At 70.6% G+C, this 17292-nt stretch carries 13 protein-coding genes; 11 read left to right on the plus strand and 2 right to left on the minus strand.

The window, feature by feature from the left end; translation table 11 throughout:
- Positions 1–31 precede the first annotated feature (31 nt).
- Complete coding sequence (locus tag ASE25_RS07645) at positions 32–796, minus strand: SDR family oxidoreductase (RefSeq protein ID WP_056824466.1); 765 nt, start codon at positions 794–796, stop codon at positions 32–34.
- A gap of 258 nt (positions 797–1054) precedes the next feature.
- On the opposite strand from ASE25_RS07645, the gene serA reads away from it, so the two are divergent.
- Positions 1055–2638: a phosphoglycerate dehydrogenase gene (gene serA / locus ASE25_RS07650; protein ID WP_056824469.1), complete on the plus strand. Its 1584-nt coding sequence runs from the start codon at positions 1055–1057 to the stop codon at positions 2636–2638.
- A gap of 50 nt (positions 2639–2688) precedes the next feature.
- Here the strand turns inward: serA and ASE25_RS07655 are convergent, their stop codons facing one another.
- Complete coding sequence (locus ASE25_RS07655; protein WP_056824472.1) at positions 2689–4008, minus strand: AI-2E family transporter; 1320 nt, start codon at positions 4006–4008, stop codon at positions 2689–2691.
- 520 nt (positions 4009–4528) lie between these two features.
- Here ASE25_RS07655 and ASE25_RS07665 point away from each other — a divergent pair.
- The 10 genes from ASE25_RS07665 (at position 4529) to ASE25_RS07710 (ending at position 17276) form a co-directional block, all read left to right on the plus strand.
- Positions 4529–5593 (plus strand): 3-isopropylmalate dehydrogenase, encoded by a 1065-nt coding sequence (locus ASE25_RS07665; protein ID WP_056770247.1) that lies wholly within the window; start codon positions 4529–4531, stop codon positions 5591–5593.
- Positions 5594–5772: 179 nt separating this feature from the next.
- Positions 5773–6870 carry a branched-chain amino acid aminotransferase gene (locus tag ASE25_RS07670; protein ID WP_056824475.1) on the plus strand — a complete coding sequence of 366 codons (1098 nt, stop codon included), beginning with the start codon at positions 5773–5775 and terminating at the stop codon, positions 6868–6870.
- 18 nt (positions 6871–6888) lie between these two features.
- Positions 6889–7707, plus strand: coding sequence for a Cof-type HAD-IIB family hydrolase (locus tag ASE25_RS07675; RefSeq protein ID WP_235508596.1), 819 nt, complete (start codon positions 6889–6891; stop codon positions 7705–7707).
- A 200-nt stretch (positions 7708–7907) separates the two neighbouring features.
- Entirely contained in the window at positions 7908–9500 is a 1593-nt protein-coding gene (locus ASE25_RS07680; protein WP_056772476.1) for an amino acid permease, read from the plus strand.
- Positions 9497–10453 (plus strand): choline/ethanolamine kinase family protein, encoded by a 957-nt coding sequence (locus ASE25_RS07685; RefSeq protein WP_056824481.1) that lies wholly within the window; start codon positions 9497–9499, stop codon positions 10451–10453. The genes ASE25_RS07680 and ASE25_RS07685 overlap by 4 nt, the downstream gene beginning before the upstream one ends.
- Positions 10450–12921: an FAD-dependent oxidoreductase gene (locus tag ASE25_RS07690; protein WP_056824484.1), complete on the plus strand. Its 2472-nt coding sequence runs from the start codon at positions 10450–10452 to the stop codon at positions 12919–12921. Before ASE25_RS07685 ends, ASE25_RS07690 begins: the two co-directional genes overlap by 4 nt.
- Positions 12922–12974: 53 nt before the next feature.
- Entirely contained in the window at positions 12975–13703 is a 729-nt protein-coding gene (locus ASE25_RS07695; RefSeq protein ID WP_255358388.1) for a FadR/GntR family transcriptional regulator, read from the plus strand.
- 19 nt (positions 13704–13722) lie between these two features.
- Entirely contained in the window at positions 13723–15090 is a 1368-nt protein-coding gene (locus ASE25_RS07700) for a glutamine synthetase family protein (protein ID WP_056770237.1), read from the plus strand.
- The gene (locus ASE25_RS07705) at positions 15087–16460 is read left to right on the plus strand and encodes an aldehyde dehydrogenase (protein ID WP_056770234.1); all 1374 of its coding nucleotides are present in this window, start codon (positions 15087–15089) and stop codon (positions 16458–16460) included. The genes ASE25_RS07700 and ASE25_RS07705 overlap by 4 nt, the downstream gene beginning before the upstream one ends.
- A 48-nt stretch (positions 16461–16508) precedes the next feature.
- On the plus strand, positions 16509–17276 hold the full coding sequence (locus ASE25_RS07710; protein WP_056770230.1) for a 3-oxoacyl-ACP reductase: 768 nt from the start codon (positions 16509–16511) through the stop codon (positions 17274–17276).
- Positions 17277–17292 lie beyond the last annotated feature (16 nt).

Consider the following 17292-nt stretch of genomic DNA (forward strand, 5'->3'; position numbering starts at 1 on the left):
GGGATGCCGGCCGTTCGCGTGCCGCGACCTGTCAGCGGCCGCTGAGCCGCTGCGGCTGGAGGGCGAGCCAGTCGGCGAAGGCCTGGCCGCCGGTGTCCGCGTCGCCGGGGAACGGGACGTTGCGTCGCTCGGCGAACGCCTTGAGGAGCCCGCCGACGGGCGGTACGCGCACGACCTTCGGGGCGGAGGCGCCCCGGTGCGCACGCAGCAGGGTGGCGACCTCACCGACCGTGAGCACGTCGGGACCCGCGACGTCCGTCGCCCTGGCGTATGCCGTGGGGCGCGCTCCCAGCGCAAGGTCGGCCAGGCGCGTGGCCACGAAGTCCGTGTCGACGGGCTGGAGGGCCATGTCGCCGATGGTCACCGCGATCGGCCCTGCACTCAGCTTGCGGGCGAAGAATGCTGCGAGGGAATGGAACTGGGTGGCGCGCAACACCGAGGCGGCACCACCCGCAGCTTCGATGCCCTGCTCGGCGCGCAGCTTGCGGCGGTAGTAGGCCAAGGGGTGCTCGTCGATGCCGACGATCGAGATGTGCACGAGGTGCACGCCGTGCTCGGCAGCCGCATCGGCCAGCCGGCGCGTCCCGTAGACCGTGACGGTGTCACCGCGGGACGTGTCGTCGGCGCAGTGGACGACGGCGTCGGCGCCCGCCAGGACGGCCTCGAGACCCTCGCCGGTCGTCAGGTCCACGCCGGTCCTCCGACTGGCCGGCACCGCCTGGTGTCCGCGGGCCACGACCTCGCGGACGACCCGCGAGCCGAGGTCCCCGGCGCCACCTGTCACGACGATGCGCATGACCCCACCCTGTCGTGCCCGCCCGTGCCGGCGCAATGCCTCGCGCGTGGTGCGTGGTGTCGAAGCGTCCGGCATACGGGATCGGTGTTCCATGAACTGATACCCCGAACACCCCTCGGACCCGTGTTCACATTGTGGTTACATCCCGTGATTCTGCGCGAACGACGGCCTAGACTCGACGACGGCACATCGCGGTGCCGCCGACGGCCCGCGCCCCCTGTCGTGCGTAGGGTCCCGCCCGTCCGGAAGGGTTCCTCTGTGACCAAACCCGTTGTCCTCATCGCCGAAGAGCTGTCGCCCGCCACGATCGAGGCACTGGGACCGGACTTCGAGGTGCGTTCGGTCGACGGGGCCGACCGCGAGGCACTCCTCCCGGCGCTTGCCGACGTCGACGCGATCCTCATCCGCTCGGCCACGAGGATGGACGCCGAGGCCATCGCTGCCGCGAAGCAGCTCAAGGTCATCGCCCGAGCCGGTGTCGGCCTCGACAACGTCGACGTCCAGTCGGCGACGCAGGCCGGGGTCATGGTCGTCAACGCGCCGACGTCCAACATCACGTCCGCCGCCGAGCTCGCCGTGGCCCTGCTCCTTGCGACGGCCCGCAACATCGCGCCGGCCAACCAGGCTCTCAAGGCGGGGGCGTGGAAGCGCAGCAAGTACTCCGGTGTGGAGCTGCTCGACAAGACCGTCGGGGTCGTCGGCCTCGGCCGCATCGGCGCCCTCGTCGCCGAGCGCCTCAAGGGCTTCGGCATGAGGATCCTCGCCTACGACCCCTACGCGTCGCCGGCCAAGGCCGGACAGCTCGGGGCCCAGCTCGTGGGCCTCGACGAGCTGCTCGCCCAGTCCGACTTCATCACCATCCACCTGCCCAAGACGCCCGAGACGCTCGGCCTCATCGGGGAGGAGGCTCTTGCGAAGGTCAAGCCCTCGGTTCGCATCGTCAACGCTGCCCGTGGCGGCATCGTCGACGAGGCCGCCCTGGCACGCGCGATCGCCGAGGGCCGCGTCGCCGGCGCCGGCATCGACGTCTTCGCCACCGAACCGACCACCGAGTCACCGCTCTTCGAGCACGAGTCCGTCGTCGTCACGCCGCACCTCGGCGCCTCGACCGAGGAGGCCCAGGAGAAGGCCGGCATCGCCGTCGCCCGGTCGGTGCGTCTCGCGCTCGGGGGAGAGCTCGTCCCGGACGCCGTCAACGTCAGCAGCGGCTTCATCGCCGAGGAGGTCCGCCCGGGCATCCCGCTCGTCGAGAAGCTCGGCCGCATCTTCACCGCGGTGTCCGGCAGCGTGCCGGCCCAGCTCGACGTGGACGTCCGCGGCGAGATCACCGCCCACGACGTCAGCGTGTGGAAGCTGGTCGCCCTCAAGGGACTGTTCACCGACGTCGTCGAGGACGCCGTCACCTACGTCAACGCCCCTGTCCTCGCCGAGCAGCGCGGCTGCGTCGTGCGGCTCGTCACGGACCCCGACTCCGGTGACTTCCGCAACGTCACGACGCTGCGCGGGACCCTCGCCGACGGGTCGGTCGTCTCGGTCTCGGGCACGCTGACCGGCCCGAAGATGGTCGAGAAGCTCGTCGGCGTCAACGGCTACGACCTCGAGGTCCCGCTCTCGGACCACATGCTCGTCTTCGAGTACTCCGACCGTCCGGGTGTCATCGGCGCGGTCGGTCGGATCCTCGGCGACGCGGGCATCAACATCGGCGGCATGCAGGTCTCACGCCAGGACGACCGGGCCATCGGGGTGCTCAACGTCGACAGCGCCGTGCCCGCAGCCATGGCCGCCGAGCTCTCCGAGGTCATCGAGGCCAAGACCTTCTCGGTCATCGGCTTGCAGGACTGAGCCGCGGCCGGACAGGTCTGCCGGACACGTCGCCCGGTCAGCTCCGCCGGTCAGGTCCGCCGGCCGGCGTCCGTCTCGACGCGCTGGGGACTCTCGGCGTCCCGCTCGTCCTCGCTGTCCTCGTCCTCGCCGTCCTCGTCGTCCTTGTCGTCGGCCGGCTCGAGGCCGGCGAGCTCAGGGACGAGCTCGTGCCGCTTGCTGAACGTGTCGACGATCGCGAGGGCGACCGCCGCGATGGGGATGCCGATGAGGGCACCGATCGGGCCGAAGAGCGCGGCGCCGGCGATGACCGAACCGAGGGCGACGGCCGGGTGCACGTCCATGGTGCGGCGGCTGATGCGCGGCGTGAAGACGTAGTTCTCGAGCTGCTGGTAGACGGTCGCGAACACCGCGATCCACAGGGCGTTGATCGGCTTGTCGAGGAGGGCGAAGAGGGCTGGCAGGGCCACGCCGATGTACGTGCCGATCGTCGGGATGAACTGGCCGACGATGCCGGCGAAGATGCCGAGGGGCAGCCAGAACGGCACGTCGATGAACCAGAAGAAGGCGACGTGGAAGACGGCCGAGAGCGAGGCCAGGACGAGCTTGGACACGACGTAGCCGCCGGTCTTCTCGACCGAGATCGTCCAGACCGTGATGAAGACGCGCTGGTAGCGCTGGGGGAGCCACGAGCCGATCGTCTGGCGCAGCCGCGGGCTGTCTGCCGAGAAGTAGTAGGCGAAGACGAGGATCGTCAGGGCGTCGAAGAGGAAGGTGATGACGGAGCCGAAGACCCCGATGATGCCGCCGCCGTACTTGCCCGCGAGCTCACCGAGCTTGTCGGGCGTCAGGCTCAGGGCAGTCTGGATCTGCTCGATGTCGAACTGGGTGCCGAAGGTGGAGTTGACCCAGTCGATCGCCGAGGTGATCGCGCCGGGCAGCTGCGACCCGAGCTGTGAGAGCTGCGACACGAAGACCTGTCCGAAGAGCTCGGCGAGCCCGGCGAAGAGCAGGAGCATCCCGAGCATCGTCATCCCCGTGGCGAGGCCCCGCTTCATGCCGCGCTGGCTCAGCCACAGCACGACCGGCTCCATCGCGATCGACAGCAGCCACGCGAGCAGCAGCAGGAAGAGGAAGCTGCCCATCGCGTGGAAGGCCCACGTCGCCACGGAGAGCAGGACGACGGCGACGAACACCGTGACGATGATGCGACGGGCGTTGCCCGGCGTGATGGCGATCCATCGCGCCTCGTCGTCGAACGGCACGCCCGGGACGGCGTGGCTGGTGTGCCGGGTGCGAGTGGCAGCGGCCCGGTGGTCCGGGTGGTCGGCGTGGTGGCGAGCGGTGCCGGTGGAGGGGTCGGCAGGCGCGTCGGGGTGGTCGGCGCTCACGCGGCGAGCCTACGGCTCCGAGCAGGGGGAGCGGGGGATGCGCGGCACCGCGCCGCGGCCCCCAGCCCTGACGAATGGCGGACACCGCGTCTCATCCAGTGGAAACCCCCTTTACCCATGGGTAGCCCGGCGTACCGTGAAATGCATGACGCGGCAGGTCGTACTTATTCCCCGCCGCGGCGAGTCCAGGTAGTCAGCACCTCGCCGCGGAGATCCCGCGCACCCCTCTGCTGACCGGTTCGCCCACCCGGGCTGGAGCCACCTGAGACCACCACACCGCACGCAACTCGAAAGACGTGATCACCATGAGCGAAGACGCCAAGGCTGCCCGTCAGGCCCTGCAGGAGTCTATGGACCTGCGCGACCAGGGTCACACCGAAGACTGAGCCAGACCCGACGACGTCCGCGGCCGAGCCGCGACACCGTGACGACGGCCCCTGCCCTCCCGGGCGGGGGCCGTCGTCGGTTCAATAACTGAGACGCAGATTCCACATCACAAGACGGGTTCTAGGCTGACGACATGGCACAGACGCAGGTCAAGGACGCCTACTCCATCGCCGTGATCGGCGGTGACGGCATCGGGCCCGAGGTGGTCGCGGAGGGACTCAAGGTCCTCGACGCGGTCACCGGCGAGAGCGGTCCGAAGTTCGCGACGACCGAGTACGACCTCGGCGCCCGCCGCTGGCACGACACCGGCGAGACGCTGCCCGACTCCGTCCTCGAGGAGCTGCGCGGCCACGACGCGATCCTCCTCGGTGCGATCGGCGACCCGAGCGTCCCGAGCGGCGTCCTCGAGCGCGGCGTGCTGCTGCCGCTGCGCTTCGCCCTCGACCACTACGTCAACCTGCGCCCCGCCAAGCTCTTTCCCGGAGTGGCGAGCCCGCTCGACGTCGCGCGCGTCGCCCCCGACGGCATCGACTTCGTCGTCGTCCGCGAGGGCACCGAGGGGCCCTACACCGGCAACGGCGGCGCGCTGCGCGTCGGGACCCCGGCCGAGATCGCGACCGAGGTCAGCGTCAACACCCGCTTCGGGGTCGAGCGTGTCGTCCGCGACGCCTTCTCCCGCGCCCAGGCGCGCCCGCGTCGCCACCTGACCCTCGTGCACAAGCACAACGTCCTCACGTATGCCGGCCACCTCTGGCGCCGCACCGTCGAGGAGGTCGGAGCCGAGTTCCCCGACGTCGAGACCGCCTACCAGCACGTCGACGCCGCGACGATCTTCATGGCGACCGACCCCGGCCGCTTCGACGTCATCGTCACCGACAACCTCTTCGGCGACATCCTCACCGACATCGCCGCGGCGATCGCCGGCGGCATCGGGCTCGCCGCGTCGGGCAACATCAACCCCGCGCGCACGACCCCGAGCATGTTCGAGCCCGTCCACGGCTCGGCCCCCGACATCGCCGGTCAGTCCAAGGCCGACCCGACCGCCGCCATCCTCTCGGTCGGCATGCTCCTCGCGCACCTCGGCCTCGATGCCGAGGCGGGCCGGGTGGACGCGGCCGTCGCCGCCGACCTTGCTGAGCGTGGTGACGCCGTACGCAGCACGACGGCCGTGGGCGACGCCGTGGTCGCGCGCCTCTGACAGCGACGCCACACGGCATACGCCCGACTGGGCCTCGCCCGCGGGTGGCGGTGTCGGGCGCGTGGTGCGCCGCGCGGTCCGGACCGGAGCCCGTGGGCGGTGCCCGACTTCGTCGTCTCACGATGTGGGCGATAGCCTGACAACCGGATCACCGTTGATTTTGCTCCTGGAGGTTTGTCATGTCCCAGCTGTCCTTCGAGGTCAGGCGCCGCGACGACGTCACGTCGCCCGAGCGCATCGCCGAGGTCCTCGAGAACCCCGGCTTCGGCAAGACCTTCACCGACCACATGGTCGTCGCGACGTGGACCGCCGAGGGCGGCTGGGGCGACGCGCAGGTCAAGCCGTACGGTCCCTTCCAGCTCGACCCGGCGGCGGCGGTGCTGCACTACGCCCAGGAGATCTTCGAGGGCATGAAGGCCTACCGTCACGCCGACGGGTCGATCTGGACGTTCCGCCCCGAGGCCAACGCCGCCCGCTTCGCCCGCTCGGCCCGCCGCCTCGCGCTGCCGGAGCTGCCCGAGGCCGACTTCATCGAGTCGCTCCGCCAGCTCGTCGGCGTCGACCAGGCGTGGGTCCCCGCCGGAGACGCCGGAGAGAAGAGCCTCTACCTGCGCCCGTTCATGTTCGCCTCCGAGGCCTTCCTCGGCGTGCGTCCGGCCCAGCAGGTCACCTACTCCGTCATCGCCTCCCCGGCCGGCGCCTACTTCTCCGGCGGTCTCAAGCCCGTCACGCTGTGGATCTCCACCGACTACGCCCGTGCGGGCGAGGGCGGCACCGGCGCGGCGAAGTGCGGCGGCAACTACGCCAGCTCGCTCGCCGGCCAGCTCGAGGGCATCGAGCACGGCTGCGACCAGGCCGTCTTCCTCGACTCCTCGACGCACACGTACATCGAGGAGCTCGGGGGCATGAACCTCTTCCTCGTGACCCGGGACGGCCGCATCATCACGCCGGAGCTGACCGGCACGATCCTCGAGGGCGTGACCCGCAGCTCGATCCTCGAGATCGCCAAGGAGCTCGACCTCGAGCCCGAGGAGCGGCGCATCCCGATCGAGGAGTGGAAGGAGGGCGCGGCCAGCGGCGACATCGTCGAGATCTTCGCGTGCGGCACCGCGGCCGTCGTCACTCCCGTCGGCGAGCTGCGCTGGGACGGCGGCTCCGTCGACCACCGTCGTGAGGGCCACGAGGACCGCTACGCCGAGGCCATCCGCGCCAAGCTCCTCGACATCCAGTACGGCCGCGCGGAGGACTCGCACGGCTGGCTGACCCGGCTCGTCTGAGTCGGGGGAGTGGCGTCCGTGGTTGACGCGCCGTTGCGGCGGCCGCGCCTCGTCGCCACCGACCTCGACGGGACGCTGCTGCGCTCCGACGGGCTGATCTCCCCACGCACGAGCGCTGCGCTGCGCGCGGCCGAGTCCGCCGGCATCGGCGTCGTCTTCGTGACGGCGCGTCCGCCCCGGTGGCTCGACCCGCTCGCCGACGCCGTCGGCGGGGACGGCACGGTCATCAGCGCCAACGGCGCCTTCGACTACGACGTGCGCACGCGGACCGTCGTCGCGTCCTACCCGCTCGACCGTGCACTGCTGCTCGAGATCGTCGCGGACCTGCGGGCCGCGGTGCCGGGCATCGGCTTCAGCGCCGAGCTGAGCGGCGGTGTGCACACCGAGCCGAACTACCCCGAGCTGCACCCCCGCTGGGTGCCGAGGGACCTCGTGCCGGCCCCCATCGAGGATCTCCCGCCCGACGCCGTCGTGGGCAAGCTGCTCGCTCGCACCGAGCACCTGCCCGAGGACGAGGTCATCCCGCGCGTGGCCGAGGTGCTCGGCGACCGCGCCCTCGTGCAGCACTCGGGCACCGGGGGGCTCGCCGAGATCTCGGCCCCGGGCGTGACGAAGGCAGCGGGCCTCGTGCGGTGGTGCGCCCGCGCCGGCATCCACCCCGCTGACGTGTGGGCCTTCGGTGACATGCCCAACGACATCCCGATGCTCGAGTGGGCCGGAGTCGGGTGGGCCGTCGCGAACGCCCACCCGGATGCCCGCGCCGCTGCGACCCGCACGTGCGCGTCCAACGACGAGGACGGCGTCGCGCGCACCCTGGAGTGGGCGCTCGGGCTCTGACCCCGGCGGCACGCCGGCTTCGAATGCCCGGTGATGCTGTCCGAATGGTCTGTTGTGGCTCCATTGGCCCGGTAACCGCACCGAAACGCGTCGGAAAACGGCCTGTCCCAGCACAGAAGAGGTCCCTCCGAGGTCTGTTCGGCTGCGATGTGCGGCGCTAGCATCGGTCCAACTTCATACCGAAGATGGGAGTGCAGGGCATGGCTCAGGCAACTGGTCTCTCCGACGACGAACGCCGTCTGGCGGAACTCGGCTACAAGCAGGAGCTCGACCGCTCGTGGTCGGGTTTCTCGAACTTCGCGATCTCCTTCTCCATCATCTCGATCCTCGCCGGCTGCTTCACGACGTTCGGCCAGGGCTTCAACAACGGCGGCCCGATCGCGATCTCGTGGGGCTGGCCGATCGTGGCCGCCTTCATCCTCGTCATCGGTCTGACGATGTCCGAGCTCGTCTCGGCCTACCCCACGTCCGGCGGGATCTACTGGTGGGCCAACAAGATGGGCGGCGCCCGTGCCGGCTTCTTCACCGGCTGGCTCAACCTCATCGGCCTCGTCGCCGTCACCGCGTCCGTCGCCTACGGCTGCGCCACCTTCATCGACCTGGCCCTCAGCACGTGGTCCAAGGGCTACGCCGACGGCTACTCGCTGACGCGCGTCTTCTGGATCTTCCTCGTCGTGCTCGTCGCGGCCGCGGTGCTCAACATCTTCAGCGGCCACCTCATGGCCGTCATGAACAACGTCTCCGTGTGGTGGCACGTCGTCGGGGCCTCCGTCATCATCCTCATCCTCATCGTCGTGCCCGACAACCACCAGAGCTTCTCCTACGTCTTCACGGAGAGGTTCAACAACTCCGGCTACGCAGACGGCTCGACGAGCTCGCCCACCTACTGGCTCCTCATCGTCCCGTTCGGCCTGCTGCTGACGCAGTACACGATCACCGGCTTCGACGCCTCCGCGCACCTGTCGGAGGAGACCTCGGCCGCGTCCAAGGCTGCGGCACAAGGGATCTGGCGCTCGATCTTCTACTCCGCCATCGGCGGCTGGATCCTGCTCCTCTGCTTCCTCTTCGCGATCCCCAACGGTGCCGACGGCAAGCCGGACAACGCCGGCGTCGGCGGCGGCGGCGTGGCCTACATCTTCACGCACGCCATGGACTCGAAGTGGGCGGCCGCGATCCTCACGATCTCGGCGGTCGGGCAGTTCTTCTGCACGACCTCGTGCATGACGAGCGCCTCGCGCATGACGTTCGCCTTCAGCCGCGACGGTGCCGTGCCCGGCTCGCGCCTGTGGTCGACGCTGACGGGGGCGAAGGTGCCGGCCAACGCCGTCATGCTCGTCGGCGTCGTCAGCGCGATGATCACGCTGCCCGCCCTCGTCGAGGTCAACATCGGCACCGAGGAGGCGCCGCTCATCGTGCCGACCGCCTTCTACGCGGTCGTCTCGGTCGCCGTCATCGGCCTCTACCTGGCCTTCCTCATCCCGATCTGGCTCCGCTGGAAGATGGGCGACGCGTTCGTGCCCGGCTCGTGGACCAATGGGCCGAAGTACAAGTGGATGAACCTCGTGGCCGTCATCGAGATCGCGATCATCTCGATCTACTTCATCCTGCCGTTCGTGCCCGGCGGTGTGCCCTTCACCGACGGCTTCGAGTGGAAGTTCGTCAACTACGCCCCGATCCTCACGCTCGGTTCCCTGCTCGTGCTCGCCATCTGGTGGCGGGTCTCGGCACGTCACTGGTTCAAGGGCCCGAAGACCAACATCGACCCCGAGGTCGTCGACGCGTTCAGCGAGTGACCACGGAGCCGCGGGCCCGGCCGGACCCTGCTCCCGGTCCGGCCGACCAGCTCGCCACCGCCCTCGCTCGGCTGTCCCGCGCCGGACAGCCGAGCGAGGTGACGGAGCTCCCGGGTGGCCTGACGAACCACAACTACCGCGTGCGGACCGGCGACCTCGACGTCGTCGTGCGGGTGTCGTCGCCGACGAGCGCCCTGCTCGCCGTCGACCACGAGCACGAGTGGCTCAACTCGATCGCCGCGGCCGAGGCCGGGGTGGGTGCCCCGGTCGTCGACTACGTGCCCGGGGCCGGCATCCTCGTCGTCGAGTTTCTCCCGGGGCGCACGTATGCCGCCGCGGACGTGGGTGCCAACCTGCCCCGCATCGCAGCGTCCCTGCGCCGCCTGCACGCCGGGCCGCCGTTCGCCTCGCGGTTCGACATGTTCGACATCCAGAGGTCGTATGCCGCCATCGTCCGGGAGCGCGGCCTGCGGGTCCCCGAGGGCTACTGGCGGCTCGAGGCCGCAGCGGCCCGCGTCGAGCAGGCGCTGCGGGTCCACCCCGACCCGCTCGTGCCGTGCCACAACGACCTGCTCGCCGCGAACTTCCTCGACGACGGCGGGGAGGTGCGGATCATCGACTACGAGTACTCCGGCATCAACGAGGCGGCGTTCGAGCTCGGCAACCTCGTCAACGAGTCGCGGCTGGGCCACGACCTCCTCGTCGAGCTGGTCGACGCCTACCACGGCAGGGTCAGCGACCGACTGCTGGCGCGGGCCGAGCTCTGGGGACTGGCCGGGCAGTACGCGTGGACCCTCTGGGGCGCGATCCAGCACGGCGTCTCCGACCTCGACGCCGACTTCTGGGCCTTCACGACCGAGCGCTTCGAGCCGGCGGCGTCCCTGCTGACGAGTCTGCGTCTCGACACGCTCGTCGCCGCCGCCGTCGGTGACGATCCCGAAGGAGCCTCATGACCGAACTTCCCTCTCGCGCAGAGATCGTCGTCATCGGGGGCGGCGTCATCGGCGCCAGCGTGGCCTACCACCTGGCCCATCTCGGCCGCACCGACGTGCTCCTCGTCGAGCAGGGCAGCCTCTCGTGCGGGACGACGTGGCACGCCGCCGGACTCGTCGGGCAGCTGCGGGCGAGCGAGGCCGGGACCCGGCTCGTGCAGTACTCGACCGACCTCTACTCGCGCCTCGAGGCCGAGACCGGCCTCGGCACCGGCTACCGGGTCTGCGGCGGCCTGACCGTGGCCCGCACCCCGGAGCGTCTGGTCGCGCTGCGGCGCACGGCGGCCAGCGCGGCGGCATACGACCTCGACTGCGAGCTGCTGACGCCCGACCAGGCGCGCGAGCGCTACCCGCTCATCCGGGTCGACGACGTCGTCGGCGCCATCTGGCTCCCCGGTGACGGCAAGACCAACCCGACCGACCTCACCCAGGCCCTCGCCAAGGGGGCCCGGCAGCTCGGGGTGCGCATCGCCGAGCGGGTCCGCGTCACGGACGTGCTGACGCGTGACGGACGGGCCGCAGGGGTGCGCACCGACCACGGAGACGTCGAGGCCGACGTCGTCGTCAACTGCGCCGGTCAGTGGGCGCGGGCCGTCGGCGCGATGGCCGGGGTCAACGTCCCGCTCCACTCGGCCGAGCACTTCTATGTCGTGACCGAGCCGATCGAGGGCGTGCACCGGGACCTGCCCGTGCTGCGCGACCCCGACGGCTGGACCTACGTCAAGGAGGAGGTCGGGGGCCTCCTCGTCGGCGGCTTCGAGCCCGAGGCCAAGCCGTGGGTGTCGCCCGACCGGATCCCGTACCCCTTCGAGTTCGCGCTCCTCGACGAGGACTGGGAGCACTTCGAGGTGCTCATGGAGAGCGCGATCCACCGCCTGCCGGTGCTCGCCGAGACCGGGATCCGCAAGTTCTACAACGGCCCCGAGAGCTTCACGCCCGACAACCAGTTCATCGTCGGTGAGGCGCCCGAGCTGCCGGGCTTCTTCGTCGGGGCGGGTTTCAACTCGGTGGGGATCGCGAGCGCGGGTGGTGCCGGACGCGCGCTCGCCGAGTGGGTGGTCGAGGGCGGTCCGACACTCGACCTGGTGAGCGCCGACATCCGTCGCTTCTCGCCGCTCGCCGGCAACCATGCCTGGCTCCGTGAGCGCGTCGTCGAGGTGCTGGGCCTGCACTACGCCGTGCCGTGGCCCAACCGCGAGCCCGAGACGGGCCGCGCGCAGCGACTCTCGCCGGTGCACGACCGGCTCGTCGCCCAGGGGGCGGTGCTCGGGACGCGTAACCACTGGGAGCGCGCCAATGTCTTTGCGCCACAAAGCCAGTCGCCACGTCTCGACTACTCGTGGGATAGGCCGACCTGGGTCGACTGGTGCGTCGAGGAGCAGCGGGCGACGCGCGACGCCGTGGCCGTCTTCGACCAGACGTCCTTCTCGAAGTACCTCGTCGTCGGCGCGGACGCCGAGCGAGCGCTGCAGTGGATCTGCACCGCCGACGTCGCCGTCCCCTTGGGTCGCACCGTCTACACGGGCATCCTCAACGGTGCGGGCACCTACGAGTCCGACGTGACCGTGACCCGGACCTCCGACCGCGAGTTCCTCGTCGTCAGCAGCGCGGCCACCACCGTGCGCGACCTCGACTGGCTCAGGCGGCACCTGCCCGTCGGTGCCGACGCAAACGTCGTCGACGTCACGAGTGCGTATGCCGTCCTCGGCGTCATGGGACCGCGCTCGGCCGACCTGCTGTCGGCGCTGTCGGACGACTCCTTCGACGACGCCTCCTTCCCGTTCGGCACGAGCCGCGAGGTGCGTCTCGGGTCGGCCGTCGTGCGGGCGACGCGGATCACGTACGTCGGTGAGCTCGGGTGGGAGCTCTACGTGCCGACCGAGCTCGCCGTCGGCGTCTACGACGACCTCTTCCGTGCGGGCGCCGACGTCGGCGTGCGGCCTGCCGGCTACTACGCCATCGAGGCGCTGCGGCTCGAGAAGGGCTACCGCGCGTTCGGGCGCGAGCTGACGACCGAGACCGGGCCCGTGGCGGCGGGGTTGACCTTCGCCTGCAAGCTCGGCACGGACGTCGACTTCCTCGGGCGGCGGGCCGTCGAGGCCGCGAAGGCCGTGACCCCGCCGCGACGGGTCGTGTCGTTCGTCCTGGGGAACCCGGCGGCCTACCCGTGGGGCGGTGAGCTCGTCCTGAGGGACGGTCGACCCGTCGGTCAGGTGACGAGCGCGGCGTGGGGGGCGACCGTGGGGGCCGGCGTCGGCCTGGCGCTCGTGGGGGACCGTGGGACGGGCGGGGCCACGGCGGAATGGGTACGCACGGGGGAGTGGGTGATCGACCTGGCCGGCGAGCGGCACCCGCTCTCGGTCGGGCTGCGGGCGCCGCTCGACCCGCAGGGGTTGCGACTCCGGCAGGCTGGGTCCGACACGCCCTAATGGTTCTTTCTCAGACCATTGACGAGGTGGAGGTGACGGTATTGGATCGACACGTGAGCGCAGCCGAACGACAGCCGTCCCTGCCGGACGTCGTGCTGCGCCCCGCCACCGGCAACGTCTTCGAGGGCACCGTCGAACAGCTCGCGACGGCCATCCGGCTCGGCGTCTTCGCCCGCGGCGAGCAGCTCCCGCCCGAGCGCGAGCTCGCCGAACGGCTCGGTGTCAGCCGCAACACGCTGCGCGAGGCAATCGCCGCCCTGCGCGACTCGGGCCTCGTGACGACCCGACGCGGACGTGGCGGGGGCACCTGGGTCACCGAGTCGGCCGAGCTGCCCTCGAGCACCTCCGGCGCCTTCGTGCGCAGCGGCGCGGCCATGCGCGACGCCCTGACCTTCCGCCGCGTCGTCGAGCCCGGCGCCGCCTGGCTCGCAGCCACCCAGTCCCTCGCCGGCGACCAACGGGCGTGGCTCGCCGACAGCCTCGTCGAGGTCGACGACGCTCCCGACCCTGCCGCACACCGGGTTGCCGACTCGCGGCTGCACCTGGCCGTCGCGACCCTCTCCGGGTCGCCGATGCTCATCGACGCCGTGACGCGGTCGCAGGCGGCCCTGCACGACATGCTCATGGCGATCCCCGTGCTCCGGCGCAACATCGAGCACTCGAACGCCCAGCACCACCAGATCGTCGGGGCCATCCTCGGCGGGAACGCGGAACGAGCCCGGGCGGTCATGGAGGAGCACTGCGACGCCACCTCCGCGCTGCTCCGTGGCCTCATCGGCTGAGACGACAGGAAGGCACGACATGGCGCCCACACCCACGCTCACGCTCGACCGGCTCCGCGAGGAGATCGAGTCCGGAGACATCGACACCGTCGTCGTCGCCTTCACCGACATGCAGGGGCGGCTGCAGGGCAAGCGTCTGCACGGCCACTACTTCCTCGACCACGTGCTCGAGGACGGCACCGAGGGCTGCAACTACCTCCTGGCCGTCGATGTCGACATGAACACCGTCGACGGCTACGCCATCTCCTCGTGGGAGCGCGGCTACGGCGACATGTTCTTCGACCTCGACCTCGACACCCTGCGGCGCACGCCCGGCAGCCGTCACTCGGCAACCGTGCAGTGCGACCTGACGTGGCTCGACGGCAGCGGCGCAGTGGCGCAGTCGCCCCGGTCGGTGCTCAAGGCCCAGGTCGACCGGGCCGCCGGGCTCGGCATGGCCGCGCACTGCGGCACCGAGCTCGAGTTCATCGTCTTCCAGGAGTCCTACGAGCAGGCCTGGGACGCGAACTACACGGGCCTGACCCCGGCGAACCGCTACAACGTCGACTACTCGATCCTCGGCGGTGACCGCGTCGAGCCGCTGCTGCGCGAGATCCGCAACGAGATGTATGCCGCCGGCGCCGTCGTCGAGAGCGCCAAGGGCGAGTGCAACTACGGCCAGCACGAGATCGGCTTCCTCTTCGACGAAGCCGTGCGCACGTGCGACAACCACGTCGTCTACCGCAACGCCGCCAAGGAGATCGCGGCCCACCACGGCCAGTCGCTGACGTTCATGGCCAAGTTCGACCAGCGCGAGGGCAGCTCGTGCCACATCCACCTGTCGCTGCGCGGCCTCGACGGAGAGACCGTCTTCGTCGACGAGGAGCGCGAGCACGGGCACAGCGCGATGTTCGAGCACTTCCTCGCCGGCATCCTCGCGACCCAGCAGGAGCTGACCTACTTCTACGCACCGAACATCAACTCCTACAAGCGATTCGCGTCGGCAAGCTTCGCCCCGACGACGGTGGCGTGGGGCCGCGACAACCGCACGTGCGCACTGCGCGTCGTCGGCCACGGCGCCGGCCTCCGCGTCGAGAACCGCATCGGTGGCGGCGACCTCAACCCCTACCTCGCCGTCGCGGCCATGCTCGCCGGTGGTCTCCACGGCATCGAGCACGAGCTCGAGCTCGAGCCGGCGCTCGAGGGCAACGCCTACACGTCGGACAAGCCACGCGTGCCCTCGACGCTCCAGGAGGCCCGTGACCTGCTCGCCGGGTCGACCATGGCCCGAGCGGCCTTCGGGGACGAGGTCGTCGACCACTACGTCAACGCCGCCGACGTCGAGATCACGGCCTTCAACGCCGCCGTCACCGACTGGGAGCGCAGGAGAGGATTCGAGCGACTGTGACCACCACGCACGACGTCATCAACCCGGCCACCGAGGAGGTGGTCCGCACCGTCGAGCTCGCCTCGCTCGAGCAGACCGACGCCGCGATCGCCCGCGCCTCGGCCGCGAGCCCCGCGTGGCGCGCGGTGAGCCCCGCCGACCGGTCGCTGCTCCTGCGCCGCTTCTCGGACCTCGTCGGCGAGCACCAGGAGGAGCTCGCCCTGCTCGAGGTCGAGAACGCCGGCCACACCATCGGCAACGCACGCTGGGAGGCGGGCAACGTCCGCGACGTCCTCGCGTACTACTCGGGGGCGCCTGAGCGGCACTTCGGTCGGCAGATCCCCGTCGCCGGCGGCATCGACGTCACGTTCCGCGAGCCGCTCGGTGTCGTCGGCATCATCGTCCCGTGGAACTTCCCCATGCCGATCGCCGGCTGGGGCTTCGCACCGGCTCTCGCCGCCGGCAACACGGTCGTGCTCAAGCCCGCCGAGCTGACCCCGCTGACCGCCGTCCGCCTCGGTGAGCTGGCCCTCGAGGCCGGGATCCCCGAGGGGGTCTTCACCGTCGTCCCCGGCAAGGGCACGGTCGTGGGGGAGCGCTTCGTCACGCACCCCGACGTGCGCAAGGTCTGCTTCACCGGCTCCACGGTCGTGGGCCAGCGGATCATGCGCGGGGCCGCCGACCAGGTCAAGCGCGTGACCCTCGAGCTCGGCGGCAAGAGCGCCAACATCGTCTTCGCCGACTCCGACCTCGAGCTCGCCGCGGCGCGAGCCCCCTACGGCGTCTTCGACAACGCCGGCCAGGACTGCTGCGCGCGCAGCCGCATCCTCGTCGAGCGCAGCGCCTTCGACACCTTCATGGAGCACTTCGAGACGGCGGTGCGGGGCGTCGTCGTCACCGACCCTCGCGACGAGGCAGCGGAGATGGGCCCGCTCATCAGCTCCGGGCAGCGCGACACGGTGCGCTCCTACGTCGAGGAGGCCACCGAGGACGTCGACGTCGCCTTCCGCGGGGAGGCCCCCGAGGGCAGCGGCTACTGGTACCCCGCGACGGTCGTCCTGCCGCGCTCGACGACCGACCGGGTCTGGCAGGAGGAGGTCTTCGGGCCCGTCGTCGCGGTCATGCCGTTCGACGACGAGGCCGACGCGGTCGCCAAGGCCAACGACACGGCATACGGCCTCTCGGGGTCCATCTGGACCCGCGACATCGGTCGTGGCCTGCGGGTCGCGCGTGGCGTCGAGGCCGGCAACCTCTCCGTCAACTCGCACAGCAGCGTCCGCTACTCGACGCCGTTCGGCGGCTTCAAGCAGAGCGGGATCGGGCGTGAGCTCGGCCCCGACGCGCTTGACGCGTTCTCCGAGGTCAAGAACGTCTTCATCTCGACCGACTGACGGTCGACATACCAACACGCAGATCCACTGGGCTGGAAGGGAATCCACATGGCAGGCAGGCTCGACGGCAAGGTCGCGGTCATCACGGGCGGGTGCTCGGGCATCGGTCTCGCGACCGTGCGGCGGTTCGCCGAGGAGGGCGCGAAGGTCGTCATCGGCGACCTCGACGAGGCGAACGGCACCCGCATCGCCGAGGAGGTCGGCGGCACCTTCGTGCGGGTCGACGTCGTGAGCAAGGAGGACGTCGACGCGCTCTTCCGCACGGCCAAGGAGACGTACGGCTCGGTCGACATCGCGTTCAACAACGCCGGCATCAGCCCGCCCGAGGACGACTCCATCCTCGACACCGACCTCGACGCCTGGCGCAAGGTGCAGGAGGTCAACCTCACGTCGGTCTACCTCTGCTGCAAGGCAGCCCTGCCCTACATGCTCGAGCAGGGCAAGGGCTCGATCATCAACACGGCCTCTTTCGTCGCCGTCATGGGCGCGGCGACGTCGCAGATCTCCTACAGCGCGAGCAAGGGCGGCGTGCTCTCGATGTCCCGTGAGCTCGGCGTGCAGTTCGCCCGGGAAGGGGTCCGCGTCAACGCGCTGTGCCCCGGTCCGGTCAACACCCCCCTCCTCCAAGAGCTCTTCGCCAAGGACGAGGAGCGTGCCGCACGGCGGCTCGTCCACGTCCCGATGGGCCGTTTCGGCGAGCCGGAGGAGATGGCCAACGCCGTGCTCTTCCTCGCCTCCGACGAGTCCAGCTTCATCACGGCGTCGACCTTCCTCGTCGACGGCGGCATCTCGGGCGCATACGTCACGCCGCTCTGAGGCGAGTGGGAGGCTG

This window comes from Terrabacter sp. Root85, from assembly GCF_001429185.1.
In the GTDB taxonomy this organism is placed as follows: domain Bacteria; phylum Actinomycetota; class Actinomycetes; order Actinomycetales; family Dermatophilaceae; genus Terrabacter.